General features: G+C 68.1%; 15 protein-coding genes. 9 read left to right on the top strand and 6 right to left on the bottom strand.

Going from position 1 to position 19,486, the window contains the following annotated elements; translation table 11 throughout:
* The first annotated feature begins 8 nt into the window (after positions 1-8).
* Entirely contained in the window at positions 9-1,577 is a 1,569-nt protein-coding gene (locus tag A5757_RS13545; RefSeq protein ID WP_066834958.1) for a succinic semialdehyde dehydrogenase, read from the top strand.
* 8 nt (positions 1,578-1,585) lie between these two features.
* Here the strand turns inward: A5757_RS13545 and pgi are convergent, their stop codons facing one another.
* Positions 1,586-3,265: a glucose-6-phosphate isomerase gene (gene pgi, locus A5757_RS13540; protein WP_066834956.1), complete on the bottom strand. Its 1,680-nt coding sequence runs from the start codon at positions 3,263-3,265 to the stop codon at positions 1,586-1,588.
* Positions 3,266-3,314: 49 nt separating this feature from the next.
* Between pgi and A5757_RS13535 the strand changes: the two genes are divergently transcribed.
* Both A5757_RS13535 and A5757_RS13530 read left to right on the top strand, forming a co-directional pair.
* The gene (locus tag A5757_RS13535; RefSeq protein ID WP_066834955.1) at positions 3,315-4,763 is read left to right on the top strand and encodes an NAD-dependent succinate-semialdehyde dehydrogenase; all 1,449 of its coding nucleotides are present in this window, start codon (positions 3,315-3,317) and stop codon (positions 4,761-4,763) included.
* 120 nt (positions 4,764-4,883) lie between these two features.
* On the top strand, positions 4,884-6,929 hold the full coding sequence (locus A5757_RS13530; RefSeq protein ID WP_082929462.1) for an acyltransferase family protein: 2,046 nt from the start codon (positions 4,884-4,886) through the stop codon (positions 6,927-6,929).
* Positions 6,930-6,992: 63 nt separating this feature from the next.
* On the opposite strand, the gene A5757_RS13525 is transcribed toward A5757_RS13530, so the two are convergent.
* Complete coding sequence (locus A5757_RS13525; RefSeq protein ID WP_066834953.1) at positions 6,993-7,298, bottom strand: chorismate mutase; 306 nt, start codon at positions 7,296-7,298, stop codon at positions 6,993-6,995.
* Positions 7,299-7,497: 199 nt separating this feature from the next.
* Here A5757_RS13525 and pcrA point away from each other — a divergent pair, with 199 nt between their 5' ends.
* Positions 7,498-9,843 carry a DNA helicase PcrA gene (gene pcrA, locus A5757_RS13520; RefSeq protein ID WP_066834978.1) on the top strand — a complete coding sequence of 782 codons (2,346 nt, stop codon included), beginning with the start codon at positions 7,498-7,500 and terminating at the stop codon, positions 9,841-9,843.
* Between the two features lie 78 nt (positions 9,844-9,921).
* Here the strand turns inward: pcrA and A5757_RS13515 are convergent, their stop codons facing one another.
* Together A5757_RS13515 and A5757_RS13510 are read right to left on the bottom strand one after the other, a co-directional pair.
* Positions 9,922-10,506, bottom strand: a complete 585-nt coding sequence (locus tag A5757_RS13515) for a hypothetical protein (protein ID WP_066834952.1) — start codon at positions 10,504-10,506, stop codon at positions 9,922-9,924.
* The gene (locus tag A5757_RS13510) at positions 10,507-11,613 is read right to left on the bottom strand and encodes a M23 family metallopeptidase (protein WP_066834951.1); all 1,107 of its coding nucleotides are present in this window, start codon (positions 11,611-11,613) and stop codon (positions 10,507-10,509) included.
* A gap of 298 nt (positions 11,614-11,911) precedes the next feature.
* On the opposite strand from A5757_RS13510, the gene sucC reads away from it, so the two are divergent.
* The 3 genes from sucC to A5757_RS13495 all read left to right on the top strand — a co-directional run bounded on the left by sucC (position 11,912) and on the right by A5757_RS13495 (position 15,697).
* A complete protein-coding gene (gene sucC / locus A5757_RS13505; protein WP_066834950.1) occupies positions 11,912-13,075 on the top strand; it encodes an ADP-forming succinate--CoA ligase subunit beta in 1,164 nt (387 codons plus the stop codon).
* Positions 13,076-13,092: 17 nt separating this feature from the next.
* A complete protein-coding gene (gene sucD, locus A5757_RS13500; protein WP_066834949.1) occupies positions 13,093-13,995 on the top strand; it encodes a succinate--CoA ligase subunit alpha in 903 nt (300 codons plus the stop codon).
* Positions 13,996-14,137: 142 nt separating this feature from the next.
* Positions 14,138-15,697 carry an acetyl-CoA acetyltransferase gene (locus A5757_RS13495; protein WP_066834948.1) on the top strand — a complete coding sequence of 520 codons (1,560 nt, stop codon included), beginning with the start codon at positions 14,138-14,140 and terminating at the stop codon, positions 15,695-15,697.
* A 6-nt stretch (positions 15,698-15,703) separates the two neighbouring features.
* Here the strand turns inward: A5757_RS13495 and A5757_RS13490 are convergent, their stop codons facing one another.
* Positions 15,704-16,198 carry a hypothetical protein gene (locus tag A5757_RS13490; protein WP_066834947.1) on the bottom strand — a complete coding sequence of 165 codons (495 nt, stop codon included), beginning with the start codon at positions 16,196-16,198 and terminating at the stop codon, positions 15,704-15,706.
* 38 nt (positions 16,199-16,236) lie between these two features.
* Positions 16,237-17,085 carry an LLM class F420-dependent oxidoreductase gene (locus tag A5757_RS13485; protein ID WP_066834945.1) on the bottom strand — a complete coding sequence of 283 codons (849 nt, stop codon included), beginning with the start codon at positions 17,083-17,085 and terminating at the stop codon, positions 16,237-16,239.
* A gap of 174 nt (positions 17,086-17,259) precedes the next feature.
* On the opposite strand from A5757_RS13485, the gene sfnG reads away from it, so the two are divergent.
* Both sfnG and A5757_RS13475 read left to right on the top strand, forming a co-directional pair.
* A complete protein-coding gene (sfnG, locus tag A5757_RS13480; RefSeq protein WP_066834943.1) occupies positions 17,260-18,390 on the top strand; it encodes a dimethylsulfone monooxygenase SfnG in 1,131 nt (376 codons plus the stop codon).
* A gap of 155 nt (positions 18,391-18,545) precedes the next feature.
* Positions 18,546-19,442, top strand: coding sequence for a DUF5336 domain-containing protein (locus A5757_RS13475; RefSeq protein ID WP_066834941.1), 897 nt, complete (start codon positions 18,546-18,548; stop codon positions 19,440-19,442).
* Positions 19,443-19,486 lie beyond the last annotated feature (44 nt).

Raw genomic sequence — 19,486 nt, 5'->3', positions numbered from 1 at the left:
AGCACGCCATGACGACCTTCTCAACCGCACATCCCCGGGTCGAGCCGCTGCTCACCGAGTTGGCGCAGCGCGTCCCGGCGGCCGACACCAGCCGCCACCGCGACATCGTCGACGCGATGACCGGACAGCAGCTCGGTCAGGTACCGCACTGCACCGCCGACGACGTGGTCGCCGCCGCCGCACGGGCCCGCGCCGTGCAGGCCGAGTGGGCGGCGCGCCCGGTGTCCGAACGCGCCGCGGTCATGCTGCGGCTGCACGATCTGGTGCTCGAACACCAGGACGAGGTGCTCGACCTGATCCAGCTCGAGAACGGGAAGGCCCGCAGGCACGCCTTCGAAGAGGTCATCGACGTCGCGCTGACCGCCCGCTACTACGCCCATATCGCGGAGGAGGCGCTGCGGCCGAAGCGCCGCCAGGGTGTGCAGCTGATGCTGACCGAGGTGTGGGAGCACTACCACCCCAAAGGCATCGTCGGCATCATCTCGCCGTGGAACTATCCACTGACCCTCGGCATCAGCGATGCCCTACCCGCGATCGTCGCCGGAAACGCTGTGCTCGCGAAACCCGATGACCGGACCCCGTTTTCGCACCTGTGGGCGGTGCGGCTACTGGAGCGGGCCGGTATGCCGCACGGGCTGGTGCAGAGCCTCACGGGGCCGGGCCGCGAACTCGGCACATCGATCATCGAGCAGTCGGACTACCTGATGTTCACCGGGTCGACGAGCAGCGGCCGCGTCGTCGCCCAGCAGGCCGCCGAACGGCTCATCGACTACTCGATGGAACTCGGCGGCAAGAACGCCCTGCTGGTCCTCGACGACGCCGACGTCGACAAGGCGGCCCGCGGCGCAGTGAAGGCGGCGTTCTCCAACGCCGGCCAGCTGTGCATCTCCATCGAGCGGATCTACGTCCCCGGCGCCCTGTGGGACCAGTTCATCGACCGTTTCGTCCGATACACGAACGAACTCAAATTGTGTGCGGCGCTGGACTATTCAGCCGACATGGGCACCCTGATCAACCAGACACAGCTCGATACCGTGATCGGGCACGTTGACGACGCGGCGAACAAGGGCGCCACCGTCCTGGCCGGCGGCCGCGCCCGGCCGGAGATCGGTCCGTTCTTCTACGAGCCGACGATCCTGTCCGGGGTGACCGACGGTATGGACGCCTACCTCGACGAGACCTTCGGCCCGGTGGTCTCGGTGTACCGCGTCGACTCCGAGGAGGAGGCGATCGCCAAGGCCAACGACAGCCGCTTCGGCCTGAATTTCAGTGTCTGGACGACCAATCCGCAGCGCGGTCGCGAGGTTGCGGCGAAACTGCAGGCGGGCACCGTCAACGTCAACGAGGCCTACGCCGCGGCATGGGCGTCGGTGGACGCGCCGATGGGCGGCATGAAGGACTCCGGGGTGGGGCGCCGCCACGGCGAACACGGGATGCTCAAATACACCGAGGCGCAGACGATCGCCGTCGAACGCGGTCTACCCGTGGGCGTTCCGCCGTGGCTGCGCGCCGACCGCTACGCCAAGGTGATGACCGTCGGCCTGAAAGCGCTGCGCCGCATACCCGGCGTCAAGTAGATCGCTGCCTAGGCGGTGCGTCCGCGCTCTGCTCGGTAGTGCCGCACCAGCGCGTCGGTCGAGGTGTCGGACTGCTCGGCCGGCGACGCGTCGTCGGTGAGCACCGGCAGCAGCGCCTTGGCCTGGGTCTTGCCGAGCTCGACGCCCCATTGATCGAAGGAGTCGATCCCCCAGATCACGCCTTCGGTGAATACCTGGTGTTCGTACAGCGCGATCAGCTGCCCGACGACCGACGGAGTCAGCTTGGTCGCGAGAATGCTTGTCGTAGGCCGGTTTCCGGGCATGACCTTGTGCGGGACGACGTCGGCGGGGGTATTCTCTGCAGCGATCTCCTCGGCGGTCTTGCCGAACGCCAGTACCTGGGTCTGGGCGAAGAAGTTGCTCATCAACAGGTCGTGCATGCTGCCGGTGCCGTCGGCGGTCGGGAGATCGTCGGTCGGCTGGGAGAAGCCGATGAAGTCGGCGGGGACCAGCCGAGTCCCTTGATGCAGCAGCTGGTAGAAGGCGTGCTGGCCGTTGGTTCCCGGCTCGCCCCAGAAGATCTCCCCGGTGCCGGTGCCGACCGGCGTACCGTCTGCGCGCACCGACTTACCGTTGGACTCCATCGTCAGCTGCTGCAGGTAGGCCGCGAACCGCGACAGGTCGTTGGAGTAGGGCAGCACCGCCCGCGACTGTGCGCCGAAGAAGTTCGAGTACCACAGGCCGACCAGACCCAGCAGCGCCGGCGCGTTGGATTCCAGTGGGGCCGTGCGGAAGTGCTGGTCGACGAGGTGGAAGCCCGCCAGGAACTCGGCGAACCGTTCCTTGCCGATCGCGGCCATCACGCTCAGCCCGATCGCGCTGTCCACCGAATACCGGCCGCCCACCCAATCCCAGAAACCGAACATGTTGGCGGTGTCGATGCCGAATTCGTCGACCAGCTTCTTGTTGGTCGACACCGCGACGAAGTGCTTGCTCACCGCATCCCGTCCTGCAGCGTCTCCCAGTCCTTCAATCAGCCAGCGCCGGGCGGCGGTCGCGTTGGTCAGGGTCTCGAGCGTGGAGAACGTCTTGGACGCCACGATGAACAGCGTGGTCGCCGGATCCAGCCCGTCGAGTGTGGCGACCAGATCGGCCGGATCGACGTTGGAGACGAAGCGCGCCGAGACACCCGCGTCGGCGTAGTGGCGCAGCGCGTCGTAGACCATCACCGGGCCGAGGTCCGAGCCGCCGATGCCGATGTTGACCACCGTGCTGATCCGCTCGCCGGTCGCGCCGGTCCACTCGCCGCTGCGCAGCCGGTCGGTGAAATCACCCATCCGGTCCAGCACCTCGTGCACGTCGGCGACGACGTCCTGACCGTCCACCTCCAACGTCGCGCCGCGCGGCAGCCGCAGCGCGGTGTGCAACACCGCCCGGTCCTCGGAGGTGTTGATGTGCGCGCCGGCGAACATCGCGTCCCGCCGCTCCTCCAGACCGGCGGCGCGGGCCAGGTCGACGAGCAACCCCAGCGTCTCGCGGGTGATGCGGTGCTTGCTGTAGTCGATGTACAGGTCGCCGACAGACACCGTCAGCTCCGTACCCCGGGCCGGGTCCTCGTCGAACAGCTCCCGAAGATGCGTCCCGGCGATCTGTTCGTGGTGGCTCTGCAGGGCCCGCCACGCCGGGGTCGCCGCAATGTCGGGAATCTCTCGGGACTCGGAATCCATGCCCAAACCCTAGTGCGGAGACCGGAAAATCGGCGTAGAGAATGAACGTATGGACACCACCGCGCTGCTGAACTCCGTCCCCACCGGTCTGTGGATCGGCGGTGAGGAACGCCAGGGGAAATCGACGTTCAACGTGCTCGATCCCAGCGACGATCAGGTGCTCGTCGCGGTCGCCGATGCGACGGCCGACGACGCCATCGCCGCACTCGACGCCGCGGTGGCCGTGCAGGACGAGTGGGCCGCCACGCCGGCACGTAAACGCGGCGAGATCCTGCGATCGGTGTTCGAGACCATCACCGAGCGCGCCGACGACATCGCCGCGCTGATGACGCTGGAGATGGGCAAGGTCGTCGCGGAGAGCAAGGGTGAGGTGACCTACGGCGCGGAGTTCTTCCGGTGGTTCGCCGAGGAGGCCGTCCGGATCGGCGGCCGCTACACCCCGAGCCCGGCCGGGACCGGGCGGATCATCGTGACCAAGCAGCCCGTCGGCCCCTGTTACGCGATCACGCCGTGGAACTTCCCGCTCGCGATGGGCACCCGCAAGATGGGGCCCGCGTTCGCCGCCGGCTGCACGATGATCGTCAAGCCGGCCCAGGAGACGCCGCTGACCATGCTCTACCTGGCCAAGCTGTGCGACGACGCCGGTCTGCCCAAGGGTGTGCTGTCGGTGCTGCCCACCAGCGACCCGGGCGCGGTGACCAGCGCGCTGATCGACGACGGCCGGCTGCGCAAGCTGACGTTCACCGGCTCGACCGGTGTAGGGAAGGCCCTGGTGAAGCAGTCGTCGGACAAACTGCTGCGCACGTCGATGGAGCTGGGCGGGAACGCACCGTTCATCGTGTTCGACGACGCCGATGTCGACGCCGCCGTCGAGGGCGCGATTCTGGCCAAGATGCGCAACGGCGGCGAAGCCTGCACGGCGGCCAACCGCTTCCACGTCGCCAACGCGGTGCGCGAGGAGTTCACCGAGAAGCTGGTGAAGCGGATGAGCGACTTCCCCCTCGGCAAGGGGCTCGACGAATCGTCGAAACTCGGCCCGCTGATCAACTCCAAGCAGCTCGACAAGGTCACCGAGTTGGTGTCCGACGCGGTGTCGCGTGGCGCGACCGTGGCCGTCGGTGGCGTCGCCCCCGGCGGTCCGGGCAACTTCTACCCGGCCACCGTGCTCGCCGATGTCCCCGCCGACGCGCGGATCCTCAAAGAGGAGGTGTTCGGGCCGGTCGCGCCGATCATCGGCTTCGACACCGAGGAAGAGGGCATCGCGGCGGCCAACGACACCGAATACGGGCTGGCAGCCTACGTCTACACCCAGTCGCTGGACCGCGCGCTGCGCGTGGCCGAGGCCATCCAGTCCGGCATGGTCGGCGTCAACCGGGGCGTCATCTCCGACGCCGCCGCACCGTTCGGCGGGATCAAGGAGTCCGGCTTCGGCCGGGAGGGCGGCACCGAGGGGATCGAGGAGTACCTCGACACGAAGTACATTGCGCTGACGCGTTAGCGCGGGCGGACATCGCGCTACGACCAACTAGCGCCCGGTCCGGAGCGCCTTCCCGATCGGCCGCCGCCGCGGCCATAGACTCCCGTCCTCGGAAGCGATTGGTGGAGGGCCTTCTCAGACGTGACTGCCGTGACTGCGGCGCCGGTGCGCGTCACCGGGCGATCCCGGTGGGTGGCGGCTCCGGCGACCCCTGCGCGCCGGGGGGCCGCGCGGCGGGACATCCCGGCGCTCGACGGGATTCGCGCCGTCGCCGTCCTGCTGGTGCTCGCCGACCACGGTGGGCTGCCGGGTGTCAGCGGCGGATTCCTGGGCGTCGACGTGTTCTTCGTCCTCAGCGGCTTCCTCATCACCTCGCTGCTGATCGACGAACTCGGTCGCACCGGCCGGATCGATTTGCGCGGCTTCTGGATCCGCCGCGCCCGCAGGCTGCTGCCCGCGCTGCTGGTTGTCGTCCTCGGTGTGGTGGCGCTGCGCGAACTGTTCCCGCCCGACGCCGTCACCGCACTGCGGGAAGATGCCGTCGCCGCCTTCTTCTGGGTGGCGAACTGGGCGTTCGTCGCCCAACACACCGACTACTTCGCGCACGGCAGCCCGCCGTCGCCGCTGCAGCACACCTGGTCGCTCGGCGTCGAAGAGCAGTACTACCTGGTGTGGCCGCTGCTGATCGTCGCGGTCGTCGGGATCCTGGCCTATCGGCGCAGCGCGCCCTCGCTGCGCGCGGTGCGGTTCTCGGTGTTCGGATTGGCCGTCGCGGGCGCCGCGGCCAGTGCGACCGCCGCGGTGCTGCTCACCTCGGACGCCACCGCCAACCGGGTGTACTTCGGCACCGACACCCGCGTCCAGGCGCTGCTGCTCGGCGCGGCCGCGGCGGCGCTGCTGGTGCGGGACTGGTCGAGCGTCACCATGGACACCCCGATCCGCCCGCGCTGGGGACGCTGGCTGGCCCGGGTCCTCTCCGTCGTCGGCGTGGCCGGCATCGCCGCGCTGGCGCATCTGGCGACCGGTACCCCCGACGAATACCGCGCCGGCCTGTTCACCGCGGCGGCGGTGGCCTCCGTGCTGGTCGTCGCGACCGTCGCCCTGGATCAGGGCGGCCCGGTCGCGCGGCTGCTCGCATGCCCGCCGCTGGTGCGGCTCGGCACCATCTCCTACGGCGTCTACCTGTGGCACTGGCCGATCTTCCTGCTGCTCAATGGTGAACGGACGGGCTGGTCGGGCTGGTCGTTGTTCGCCGCCAGGTGCGGGTTGACCCTCGTCGTCGCGATCGCGTCCTACTGGGTGCTCGAACGGCCGATCCGGCAGTGGCGGCCGGTCACCGTGCCGATGCTCCCGCTCGCGGTGGCCACCGCAGCGACGGCCGCGGTGGTGACCCTGACCGTCGTCCCCGTGGGCGGACTCCCGTCCGAGGACACCGGCACCGGCGATTCCTTCGACATCGCCTCGGCCGCGGCGGTGATGCCCGAGATCCCGGTCCATGTCGGCGGCACCGCGCGCACGGAGCCGGGCACCCAGACGGTCGCGGTGTTCGGTGACTCGATCGCGTGGACCCTGATGCGCTATCTGCCCGCTACGCCGGGCCTGCAGTTCGCGAACTACACGACGATCGGCTGCGGCATCGCCCGGGGCGGGCCCTACCGGACCACCGGGGAGACGCTGAACCAGAAGCCGGAATGCGACACCTGGCCGACGCGCTGGGCCCAACGCATCGGGTACGACCGGCCCGACGTGGTGCTGCTGATGATCGGACGCTGGGAGATGGTCGACCGCCTCAGCGGGGGTAAGTGGACCCACGTCGGCGACGATCGGTACGACGCCTATCTGCGCACGGAATTGAATCGGGCGTTCGACGTCCTCAGCTCGACGGGCGCGCGGATCGTGGCGACGACGGCCCCCTACAACCGACGTGCCGAACAGGCCGACGGGACTCTGTACCCCGAGGACGAGCCCGAACGCGCCGACGACTGGAACGAGCTGCTGCGCGAGGTCGCGAAGCCGCGCCGGAACGTCACCGTCCTCGACCTCAACGAGAAGATGTCGCCGCGCGGTTACTACACCACCCGCACCGACGGCATCCGGATGCGCAGCGACGGCGTGCATCCCACGCCCGAGGCCGTTGAATGGTTGACACCGTGGCTCACCGAGGCGCTCACGAAACCCGCGAAATAGCATTCCGGGCGGTCAAGACGGTCGCTTCGCAACCGGGAATGCTGTTTCGCGACCGGAGGGGGCCTAGTGGCCGAGGCGGCCGCGGCCGAGGCGCAGCAGCAGCATGGCGAGGTCTTTGCCCTCGGGGCCCAGCGCGCTGTAGCGCTCGATGACCTTCATCTCCCGGCTGTGCACCAGTCGGGTGCCGCCGGAGGCCATCCGCGCCTTGCCGATCAGCCGGGACACCTCGGTGCGGCGCTGGACCGCGGCGAGGATGGCGGCGTCGAGTTCGTCGATCTCCTTGCGCAGATCGTCGATATCCGGCACTGCTTCTGTGTCGACACTCATCTCGGACTCCTTGTTCTCGTGGTGGGGCGGTTGCGGTGTCATCCGGTCACGGGCCTCACACAAGAGAAGAGCCCCGGATCCGGAAGCGGACCGCGGGGCTGAAGGAAGCAGCTAGACCACGGGCACCGCGGGCCGGTACCCGTAGAAAAATCGCTGCTTGTTGAGCACGGTTGTCAGTGTGCCACCAACGGCGGCGCCGACGCAAAGAATGTCGTATCCCGGCGGTAAGTTGGGTCCGGACATGAGTGTTCACGTGACCGAACCGAGATCCGGCCTGGACGAGGCGCCAGAGCGGCTGCTCGACGGCCTCAATCCACAGCAGCGTCAGGCAGTCCTGCACGAGGGCACACCCCTGCTGATCGTCGCCGGCGCCGGGTCCGGCAAGACCGCGGTGCTGACCCGCCGGATCGCCTACCTGCTGGCCGCGCGCGACGTCGGGGTCGGGCAGGTGCTGGCCATCACCTTCACCAACAAGGCCGCCGCGGAGATGCGTGAGCGGGTGGCCGCACTGGTGGGCCCGCGGGCCAGGTCGATGTGGGTGTCGACGTTCCACTCCACCTGCGTGCGGATCCTGCGTAACCAGGCGTCATTGCTGCCCGGCCTGAACTCCAACTTCTCGATCTACGACGCCGACGACTCGCGGCGACTGCTGTTGATGATCGGTAAGGACATGGGGCTGGACACCAAGCGGTACTCGCCGCGGCTGCTGTCCAACGGCATCTCCAACCTCAAGAACGAACTCATCGGTCCGGAACAGGCGGCGGCCGAGGCGTCGGAGGCCGAAGAGGATCTGGCCCGGATCATCGCCGACGTCTACGCCGAATACCAGAAGCGGCTGCGCGCGGCGAACGCGCTGGACTTCGACGACCTGATCGGTGAGACGGTCGCGGTCCTGCAGCGGTTCCCGCAGATCGCACAGTATTACCGCCGGCGGTTCCGCCACATCCTGGTCGACGAGTACCAGGACACCAACCACGCCCAGTACATGCTGGTGCGTGAACTCGTGGGACACGACCTGCCCGAGGACGACGGCGTCCCGCCCGCGGAGTTGTGCGTGGTGGGCGACGCCGACCAGTCCATCTACGCGTTCCGCGGTGCGACCATCCGCAACATCGAGGATTTCGAACGCGACTACCCGAACGCGACGACGATCCTGCTCGAACAGAACTACCGCTCCACCCAGACGATCCTCAACGCCGCCAACTCCGTCATCGCCCGCAACAGCGGCCGACGCGAGAAGCGGCTGTGGACGGACTCGGGTCAGGGTGAGCTGATCGTCGGCTACGTCGCCGACAACGAACACGACGAGGCGCGCTTCGTCGCTCAGGAGATCGACCGCCTGGCCGATAGTCGGGACAGCTCCGCGTTCAACTATTCAGATTTCGCGGTTTTCTACCGCACCAACAACAGCTCCCGTGCGCTGGAAGAGGTGTTCATCCGCGCCGGCATTCCCTACAAGGTCGTCGGCGGCGTCCGCTTCTACGAGCGCAGGGAGATTCGCGACATCGTCGCTTACCTGCGGGTGCTCGACAACCCCGGTGACTCGGTGAGCATGCGGCGCATCCTGAACACCCCGCGCCGCGGTATCGGCGACCGCGCCGAGGCCTGCGTGGCCGTCTACGCCGAGAACACCGGCGGCAGCTTCAACGACGCCCTGCAGGCCGCCGCCGAGGGCAAGGTGCCGATGCTCAACACGCGCTCCGAGAAATGCATCAAGAGCTTCGTGGACATGCTCGACGATCTGCGCGGCAAGTTGGGCGACGAGCTCGGCGAGCTGGTCGAGGCCGTGCTGGACCGCACCGGCTACCGGACCGAACTCGAGGCCTCCAGCGATCCTCAGGACCTCGCGCGGCTCGACAACCTCAACGAATTGGTCAGCGTCGCACACGAATTCAGCATCGATCGGGCCAACGCCGCGGCGCTGGCCGAAGAACTCGACGAGCCGGTCGACGAGGACGTCCCCGACACCGGTGTGCTCGCCCAGTTCCTGGAGCGGGTCTCGCTGGTGGCCGACGCCGACGACATCCCCGAGCACGGCTCGGGTGTGGTGACGATGATGACCCTGCACACCGCGAAAGGCCTGGAGTTTCCCGTCGTGTTCGTCACCGGCTGGGAGGACGGCATGTTCCCGCACATGCGGGCCCTGGGCGACCCCACCGAGCTGTCGGAGGAACGGCGGTTGGCCTACGTCGGCATCACCCGGGCGCGGCAGCGGCTCTACCTCAGCCGCGCGAAGGTGCGCTCGTCGTGGGGGCAGCCGATGCTCAACCCGGAATCCCGGTTCCTGCGCGAGATCCCGCAGGAGCTCATCGACTGGCGCCGCACCGACCCCACCCCGTCCTACAGCGCGCCCGTGAGCGGGGCAGGCCGATTCGGTACGCCGCGGCCGTCGCCCGCGCGGGCCAGCGCCGGCAAGCGGCCGCTGATCGTGCTCGAACCCGGCGACCGCGTCACCCACGACAAGTACGGGCTCGGCCGGGTCGAGGAGGTGTCGGGCGTCGGCGAATCGGCGATGTCGCTCATCGACTTCGGCAGCGCCGGGCGGGTCAAACTCATGCACAACCATGCGCCGGTGCAGAAGCTCTGATCGCCGAGACTGCGCACAGATCGCGTTTTCGCGCAATTTCGTGATCTGAGAGCAGTCTCAACGGTGCGATGCCGGTCGCTACGCCGACTGCACCCAACGCCCCGTGCTGGGCAGTGCGGTGGCCACGATGGCCGCCAGCGGTAGTACGGGAATCGCGTAGACGAGCCAAGGGAACTTGGCCGACGCCACGAACAGGCTGGCGAAGATCAGCAGCCCGATCACGCAACCCACCACGATGAGCAGCCGCCCCATGCGGCGGCGCAGCAGCAGCATGATCAACCCGCCGATGGTCGCAGCCGCGGAGATCGCGGTGAGGAAACCGATCGCGACGCAGAACAACCGGTCGGTCCGCCACCACCCGGTGATCAGGTCGGTGGCGATGACGGCGGTGGCCCACCCCGACAGCACACCGAGGACCGCTGCGGCGATCGCGCTGCGTGCGTCGAGGCCTGGCGCGGCCGGCGGGATCTCCAGCGGCCGTGGACGGGGGATGTAGGACGTCTGCGGTTCGCTCGGCGGTACCGGGATCGCGCCCGTGGGGTGTCTGCGGATGATGCCGGTCGGCGGATCGTGACCCGCTAAGGGAATCGCACCGGTCGGATGCCTGCGGATGATGCCGGTGCGGGTGTCGTCCTGAGTGGGCGGCGGATCGGCAGCGCTCACTCAGCCAACATAGCTGCCGGTGGACAGGCCGCGCTTGGCCAGCCACCCGACCGGGTCCACCCGGTTCGAGCCGTCCTCCATGACCTCGAAATGCAGGTGCGGGCCCGTCGAATTGCCGCGGTTGCCCATCGTGGCGATCTGGTCGCCCGCCATCACGCGCTCGCCGAGCGAGACGTTCCAGGTGTTCAGGTGGCCGTAGAGCGTGACCGTGCCGTCGACGTGGCGCAGCTTGACCCAGGCGCCGTAGCCGGCGGTCGGGCCGACGTCGATCACCACGCCGTCCGCGGCGGCCAGAATCGGGGTGCCGATGGGGCCGGCGATGTCGATGCCGGCGTGCAGCACACCCCAGCGGTAGCCGAATCCCGACGTCCACACACCCCGGGTCGGCATCACGAACAGCGGTCGCAGCTGGCGCGCCTCGCGTTCGGCCCGCTCCTGGGCGAAGGCGGCGGCCTTGGTGACCTCCTCGGCGTGCACCGCCGAGTTCGTCTTCGACGCCACGGTGACGATCTGCATTCCGTCGACCGAACCGGTGATCGAGGCGCCTTCGACGGGCGTCTCGCCGGCGGCGAGCACCGTCTCGGCCGATGCCGGAGCGGGGGCGGAGTTGGCCATTGTGTAGGCGCCGGCGGCGGTGGCGCCTGCGGCCATCGCAGCGATCATCAGGCGGCTCTTGACCGGCCCCTCGGCGTCCTTGCGGTGCGCCCCGGTGCGGGCGCGCAGATCGATGATGTCGGTGGCGGCGCCGCCGTCGCTCACATCGGTGTGGCTGTCGCGGTAGGCGTGCGAGCTGCCCTTGCCCGACGGTCCGGCGTCGCCGGCCCTGGCGCGGAACTCGGCGGGCACGGCGAGGCGGACCGGGATCAGGTCGTCGGTGTCGTGCAGGTCGTCCAGCTCGGGGGCATGGATCACCTGAGCTTCGCGGTCGAACGTCGAGTTGTCCCGGAAGCCGAGGTCAGCCGCGGTGTCGACGAGTTCGCCGAACTCGTTGAACGGGATGATGTCGGTGACTTCGGCGGGTGTCTCCGCCGGTCGCGCAACGGTTTTCCGGTAGCGGGCGTCCGTCGTCGCTCCCGTGTGGGATCGGGACGAACGATGCGCTGCCAACTGAGAGGAATCCTTGCGTCGTGACCAGAACGTGACCTGTCGAGACCAGATGGCACGTTAACCAAATCCCAATGTTGGTGGCAACCTGTGGCGCTATTCCTGCCCATATTGTGAGGTGTATCACTTTGGGGGCGCGGTGAGATCTACCACAACGAAGGTGGGCGGTGCGAGACGCTGCGGGCCGTGTAGCTAAGGTTCCCCCAGCCCCTTGGGCGCAAACGTTCGGAGCTTCGATCGTCTCGTCCTACGGGCCCAGAGCCGTGCGACCTGGGAATCAACGACAGAAGACAGTGAGTCAATGGATCTTTTCGAATACCAGGCGAAAGAGCTGTTCGCCAAGCACAACGTTCCGACCACGCCCGGCCGGGTGACCGACACCGCCGAGGACGCCAAGGCGATCGCCGAGGAGATCGGCAAGCCGGTCATGGTCAAGGCGCAGGTCAAGGTCGGGGGCCGCGGTAAGGCCGGTGGCGTGAAGTACGCCGCCACCCCCGACGACGCGTTCACCCACGCGCAGAACATCCTCGGCCTCGACATCAAGGGCCACGTCGTCAAGAAGCTGTTGGTGGCCGAGGCCAGCGACATCGCCGAGGAGTACTACATCTCGTTCCTGCTCGACCGTGCGAACCGCACCTACCTGGCCATGTGCTCGGTCGAGGGCGGTATGGAGATCGAAGAGGTCGCCGCCACCAAACCCGACCGCCTCGCGCGCATCCCCGTCGACGCCGTGAAGGGTGTCGACGAGGCCTTCGCCCGTGAGATCGCCGAGAAGGGTCACCTGCCCGCCGAGGTGCTCGACGCCGCCGCGGTCACGATCGCCAAGCTGTGGGAGGTCTTCGTCAAGGAGGACGCCACGCTGGTCGAGGTCAATCCGCTGGTGCGCACGCCCGACGACCAGATCCTGGCGCTGGACGGCAAGGTCACCCTCGACGCGAACGCCGACTTCCGCCAGGAAGGGCACGCGGAGTTCGAGGACAAGGACGCCACCGATCCGCTCGAGCTCAAGGCCAAGGAGAACGACCTCAACTACGTCAAGCTCGACGGTCAGGTCGGCATCATCGGCAACGGCGCGGGTCTGGTCATGTCGACGCTCGACGTGGTCGCCTACGCGGGCGAGAAGCACGGCGGTGTGAAGCCCGCCAACTTCCTCGACATCGGCGGCGGCGCCTCGGCTGAGGTGATGGCCAACGGGCTCGACGTCATCCTGGGTGACGATCAGGTCAAGAGCGTGTTCGTCAACGTGTTCGGCGGCATCACCGCGTGCGACGCGGTCGCCAACGGCATCGTCAAGGCGCTGGAGATCCTCGGCGAGGAGGCCAACAAGCCCCTCGTCGTCCGCCTGGACGGCAACCGCGTCGAGGAGGGCCGCAAGATCCTCGCCGACGCCAACCACCCGCTGGTGGTCCTCGCCCAGACCATGGACGAAGGCGCCGACAAGGCCGCCGAGCTGGCCGCGAAGTAGAACGGAACGAATGACATATGTCTATTTTTCTTAACGCGGACTCCAAGGTCATCGTCCAGGGCATCACCGGCGGTGAAGGCACCAAGCACACTGCGCTGATGCTCAAGGCCGGCACCCAGATCGTGGGCGGCGTCAATGCGCGCAAGGCGGGCACCACAGTGTCCCACCAGGACAAAGACGGTAACGACGTCGAGATCCCGGTGTTCGGCAGTGTCGCCGAGGCGATGAAGGAGACCGGCGCCGACGTGTCGATCGCCTTCGTGCCGCCGAAGTTCGCCAAGGACGCGATCATCGAGGCCATCGACGCCGAGATCCCGCTGCTGGTCGTCATCACCGAGGGAATCCCGGTGCAGGACAGCGCTTATACGTGGGCCTATAACGTCGACAAGGGTGAGAAGACCCGCATCATCGGGCCCAACTGCCCCGGCATCATCACCCCGGGTGAGGCGCTGGTCGGCATCACGCCGAACAACATCACCGGCAAGGGCCCGATCGGCCTGGTGTCAAAGTCGGGCACGCTGACCTACCAGATGATGTATGAGCTGCGCGATCTCGGATTCTCCACCGCCATCGGCATCGGCGGCGATCCGGTCATCGGCACCACCCACATCGACGCCATCGAGGCGTTCGAGAAGGATCCCGAGACCAAGATCATCGTGATGATCGGCGAGATCGGCGGTGACGCCGAGGAGCGTGCGGCCGACTACATCAAGGCCAACGTCAGCAAGCCCGTCGTCGGCTACGTCGCCGGCTTCACCGCGCCCGAGGGTAAGACCATGGGCCACGCCGGCGCCATCGTGTCCGGTTCGTCGGGCACCGCGTCGGCCAAGAAGGAGGCCCTCGAGGCCGCGGGCGTGAAGGTCGGCAAGACGCCGTCAGAGACCGCCACGCTGGCCCGGGAGCTGCTCGAGAGCAAGTAGGCCCGAAACGCTCGAAGGTCCCCCGCACGCCCGGCGTGCGGGGGACTTCGCGTCTGAGGTGCCGGGCCCACGGGACGGGCGATTGGAACGCGTTCTAGTTTTCGGTTAGCCTGTCGAATTAACAGTTGCGAGGAGGTCTGTCATGGCGTTATCGGGGTCCTCGCGCGAGCGCACGTCCGTCGACCCGCGGACCCCGGTCCTCGTCGGTGTCGGACAGTTCACCGAACGCATCGACGACCCCGGCTACCGCGGCATGTCGGCCGTCGAACTGGCCACCGAGGCCGTGCGGGCGGCGCTCGCCGACACCGGCGCCGACGTCGACGCCGTGGCCCAGGCAGTGCACACGGTCGTCGGACTGCGGCAGTTCGAGATCTCCGGACCCATGCCGGCCACGCTCGGCAAGTCGAACAACTATCCCCGATCGGTGATGAAGCGCTTCGGCGCCGACCCGATGCGGGTCATCCTCGAACCCGTCGGCGGGCAGGGCTCGCAGAAGGTGGTCACCGAATTCGCCGGGGAGATCGCCGCGGGCCGGATCGAGATCGCGATGATCATCGGTTCCGAACCCGGATCCACCGCGAAATACTTCGCGAACCGGGACGACAAACCGGACTTCACCGAGCACATCGAGGGCCAACTCGAGGACCGCGGACACGGAATCTTCGACTACATCGACGAATACACCGTCAAACACGGACTGACCGGCGCGCCCGTCCAGTACGCGCTGCTGGACAACGCACGTCGAGCCCGCCTCGGACTCAGCGTCGCCGACTACCGCCGGTCGATGGCCGAACTCTTCGCGCCGATGTCGAAAATCGCTGCGAAGAACCCCTTCTCGTCATCGCCGGTGGAACGCTCGGTCGAAGAGATCGAGACCGTCACCGACGAGAACCGGATGATCTGCGATCCGTACACGCGGCTCCTCGTCGCCCGCGACACCGTGAACCAGGGCGCGGCCGTCATCCTGATGTCGGTGGCCGCAGCGCGCAAACTCGGTGTGCCCGAAGAGAAGTGGGTGTACCTGCACGGACACGCCGACATGGTGGAACAGGCCCTGCTCGACCGGCCCGACCTCGGCGCGAGCCCCGCATCGGTGCACGCCGTGCGCGAGGGGCTGCGGATGGCGGGCGTCGGCGCCGACGACATCGCGACGTTCGACCTGTACAGCTGCTTCCCCTTCCCCGTGTACGTCGCCGCCGAAGCGCTCGGGATCGACGGTGACGATCCGCGCGGGCTGACGCTGACCGGCGGGCTGCCCTACTTCGGCGGACCCGGCAACAGCTACTCGCTGCACGGTATCGCCGAGACTGTCGCCCAGATGCGGGACCGCCCAGGGGCTTTCGGCTTCGTCGGCGCCAACGGCGGCATCATGAGCAAGTACTCGGTGGGCGTCTACTCCACCCAGCCCACGGAGTGGAAGCCGTCGACCAGCGTGCCGCTGCGTAAAGAGGTCGAGACCTGGCCCACCGTGCCGGTGACCAAGGATCCCGCCGGTACGGGCACCATCGAGACGTATTCGGTGCGCTACGACTGGCCGGTGCGCACCGGGATCATCGTGGGCCGGTTGGATTCCGACAATTCGCGGTTCATGGCCACCACCGAGGACGAGGAGCTGGTGGCGTTGCTCAGCGACGGCGATCCGCTCGGCGTGCGGATCGCGGTGACCTCGACCGAGGACGGGAACCGGGCCACGCTGGCGTAGCGCGCCTCAGAAGGTCCGGCTTCCGGACGGCTGCAGAACGAAGCCGTGCCCGTCGCCGCGGATGCAGGCGACCATGTCATCCGCGTCATCCGCGTCATCCGCGTCATCCGCGTCATCCGCGCCGACCGCGCACACGATGTCGTAGGTGTCGTTGGTCAGCTTTTCGCCAACGTTCAGGACGGCGGGGGAGCCCGGAACGCACGGCGTACGCGTCGTCCGGATCTGGAACCCGCCGCCGTCGGCATCGACGGACCCACAACCGCCCGGCGGCACGGGAACACCCGGAAGGGGGCCCGTGCACCAGGTCGCCGCGCCGGCGGCGCAGTTGACACCGCCCGGCGTCTGGAAGAACAGATAACCCGTGGCCCAGCGTTCGGCAGGGGAGAACGGCCGCATGTACGCCGTCGGGTCGGCGCTGCTGAACCGCCCGAGATCCGGGAAGTCGGCGGGGCGAGCACCGGCCGGCGGGGTCAGTGCGGTGCCGACCGCGAGCGCGATCACGGCGGCGACGGCCGCTGATGGCGCTCGCATCGAGACGCTCACACCAGTGCGGCGAGCTTTCCTGCCAGCCGTTCCACGTACGCCGCGACCTCGGCCTCGGATTTGTCGGGCAGCCCGAACAGCACCTCGGTCACCCCGAGTTCGCGCCAGCGTGCGAGCTTGTCGGCGTCGGGTTTGAAGTCCAGCGCAACGATCTGCGGTGCGCCGTCCCGGCCGGCGGCCGCCCAGGTGTCCTGCAGCAGCTTGACCGGCGCGTCGATGTCGAAGTCCCGGGGTGTGGTGATCCAGCCGTCCGCGGAACGTGCGATCCACTTGAAGTTCTTCTCTGTGCCCGCGGCGCCGACCAGCACCGGGATGTGGGCCTGCACCGGCTTGGGCCAGGCCCAACTGGGCCCGAAGTTCACGAATTCGCCCTCGTAGGACGCCTCCTCCTGCGTCCAGAGCGCGCGCATCGCCTCCAGATACTCGCGCAGCATCGTGCGGCGACGCCCGGGCGGCACGTTGTGGTCGGCGAGTTCGTCGGTGTTCCAGCCGAACCCGACACCCAGGCTGACCCGGCCGCCCGACAGGTGGTCGAGCGTCGCGATCGATTTGGCCAGCGTGATCGGGTCGTGCTCGACCGGCAGTGCCACCGCCGTGGACAACCGCACCCGCGACGTCACCGCACACGCCGTGCCCAGCGAGACCCACGGGTCCAGGGTCCGCATGTAGCGGTCGTCGGGGAGCGTCTCGTCGCCGGTGGTCGGATGCGCCGCCGCGCGCTTGATCGGGATGTGGGTGTGCTCGGGCACGTAGAACGTGCGGAAGCCGTGGTCGTCGGCCAGTTTGGCGGCGGTGGCCGGGGCGATGCCGCGGTCGCTGGTGAAAAGCACGAGCCCGTAGTCCATGGCGAGAATTAGAACGTGTTTCAGTCGTCGAGCGCAAGGCGTTGCGCTGGTGAACCGGCACAGCGGGGTGAAAACCTGGACGCGGACGGCCACGCCGAACGCCGTTCGACGCGCCTTACATTCCCTCAGATCCTTAATCGTGACCGGCGCCGTCGCGGTTGCTGTGATGAGGCCATGACGACCGAACGCATCGCCGACCACGTCAAGTTCGCCTACTGGGTGCCCAATGTCAGCGGCGGCCTGGTCACCAGCGACATCGAACAGCGCACCGACTGGAACTACGACTACAACCGCAGGCTCGCGCAGACCGCCGAGAAGAACGGATTCGAATACGCGCTGAGCCAGGTCCGCTACGAAGCCAGCTACGGCGCGGAGTATCAGCACGAGTCGACGAGTTTCTCGCTTGCGCTGCTGTTGGCCACCGAACGCCTCAAGGTGATCGCCGCGGTGCATCCGGGTCTGTGGCAGCCCGGGGTGCTGGCCAAATTGGGCGCCACCGCCGATCAGCTGTCCGGCGGCCGGTTCGCCGTCAACGTGGTGTCGGGCTGGTTCAAAGACGAGTTCACCCATCTCGGCGAACCCTGGCTCGAACACGACGAGCGCTACCGGCGCAGCGCGGAGTTCCTGCAGGTGCTGCGCAAGATCTGGACCGAGGACGACGTGGACTTCCGGGGCGACTTCTACCGCATCCACGACTTCACGCTGAAACCGAAACCGCTCAACACCCCGCAGCGACCCAACCCGGAGATCTTCCAGGGCGGCAACTCGACCGCTGCACGGCGTAACGGCGGCCGCCACGCCGACTGGTACTTCTCCAACGGGAAGGATTTCGACGGCGTCACCGAGCAGATCGTCGAGGTCCGCGACCACGCCCGCGAGGTCAACCGGGAGGTGCGGTTCGGCCTCAACGGCTTCATCATCGCCAGGGACACAGAAAAAGAGGCGAAGGACGTCCTCAAAGAAATCATCGCCAAGGCCAACCGGCCCGCCGTCGACGGATTCCACGCCGCCGTCCAGCAGGCCGGAAACTCCACCGCCGACAAGAAGGGGATGTGGGCGGACTCGTCGTTCGAGGACCTCGTGCAGTACAACGACGGCTTCCGCACCCAGCTGATCGGCACGCCCGAACAGATCGCCGAACGCATCGCGGCCTACCGCAAACGCGGCGTCGACCTGATTCTCGGCGGCTTCCTGCACTTCCAGGAGGAGATCGAGTACTTCGGGGCCCGGGTGCTGCCGCTGGTGCGCGAGATCGAGGCGGCCGAGCAACAGAACGCCGACAGGCCCGTGCTCGTGGGTGCCTGAGCGCGCCGAGTTTGCCGCTTGCCGCCTGTGGCGGCCGGGTACTGATAGCCGTGCGATAGCGTGGGTGGTCGCCTCGCTCAGGCGGTCCGCGCACACATCGCGTCTAACCAAGCGTGTGCCCACGTCCGACGCCCGAAACAGCACAGGAGAGGTTCATGACCTACTCACAAGGCAGCCCCGGCTATCCGCCGGCCAACCAGCCGACCACCAACTTTTCCGCCCCGACCCAGCACTTCGGCAGGCCCGACGCCGGTCCGGGCACCGACGGGCCGAGCAAACTGCCCGCGTACCTGCTCATCGCCTCCGCAGTCCTCGGCCTGCTGATCTACCTGGTGAACTTCGGTCCGATCTTCCAGGTCACCACTCCCAACATCCTCGGTCAAGGCGGCACCACCAGCGGTTCGACGCTGGGGATCGGCATCGCCGTCATCGCCGCCCTGCTCGCCGGATTGCTGGCCGCGGTGAGCTTGCTGCCCAAGCAGCGCAACTACGTCGCCGTCGTCGCCGCGGTCTCGGTGCTGGCCTTCCTGCTGGTGATCGCCGAACTCGTGCAGAAGCCGTCGGAGGCGGCGATCGGCTGGGCGCTCTACGCGCTCATCGTGCTGTCGCTGCTGCAGGCCGGCGCGTCCGTCGCCTCCCTGCTGTACGACGCGGGCATCCTCAACCCGCCGACCCCGCGGCCCAAGTACGACCAGCAGCAGCAGTACGGCCAGTACGGTGGCCCGTCGACCTACTACGGCCAGCCGCCGAGCCAGTCCCACCAGCCGCAGCACCACCTCGGCCAGCAGGGTGGCCAGCAGGGTGGCCAGCAGCACCAGCAGAGCTCCCAGCAGCGGCCGGGATATCCGTCGCAGTACGGCAGCTACCCCGGCGGCCCGAACACCGGTGGCTTCCCGGCGGCCGGCCAGCAGGGCGGTCCGCCCACCCCGCCCACCGGTTTCCCCACCTACGGTCAGCCGCAGCAGCCGCAGCAGTCGGGCTCGGGTCAGAGCACCCAGGCCCAGCAGCCGCAGTCGTCGTCGCAGCAGTCTCCGCCGTCCTCCACGTCGTAAGCTGACCCGCGCGTGCGTGGCCAGCGCGCGCGCCAGCCTGCGCG

The organism is Mycobacterium sp. 852013-51886_SCH5428379, from assembly GCF_001665575.1.
Lineage (GTDB): Bacteria > Actinomycetota > Actinomycetes > Mycobacteriales > Mycobacteriaceae > Mycobacterium.
Note: the sequence above shows the minus strand (reverse complement) of the source record. Positions and strands in the feature narration are given on the sequence as shown.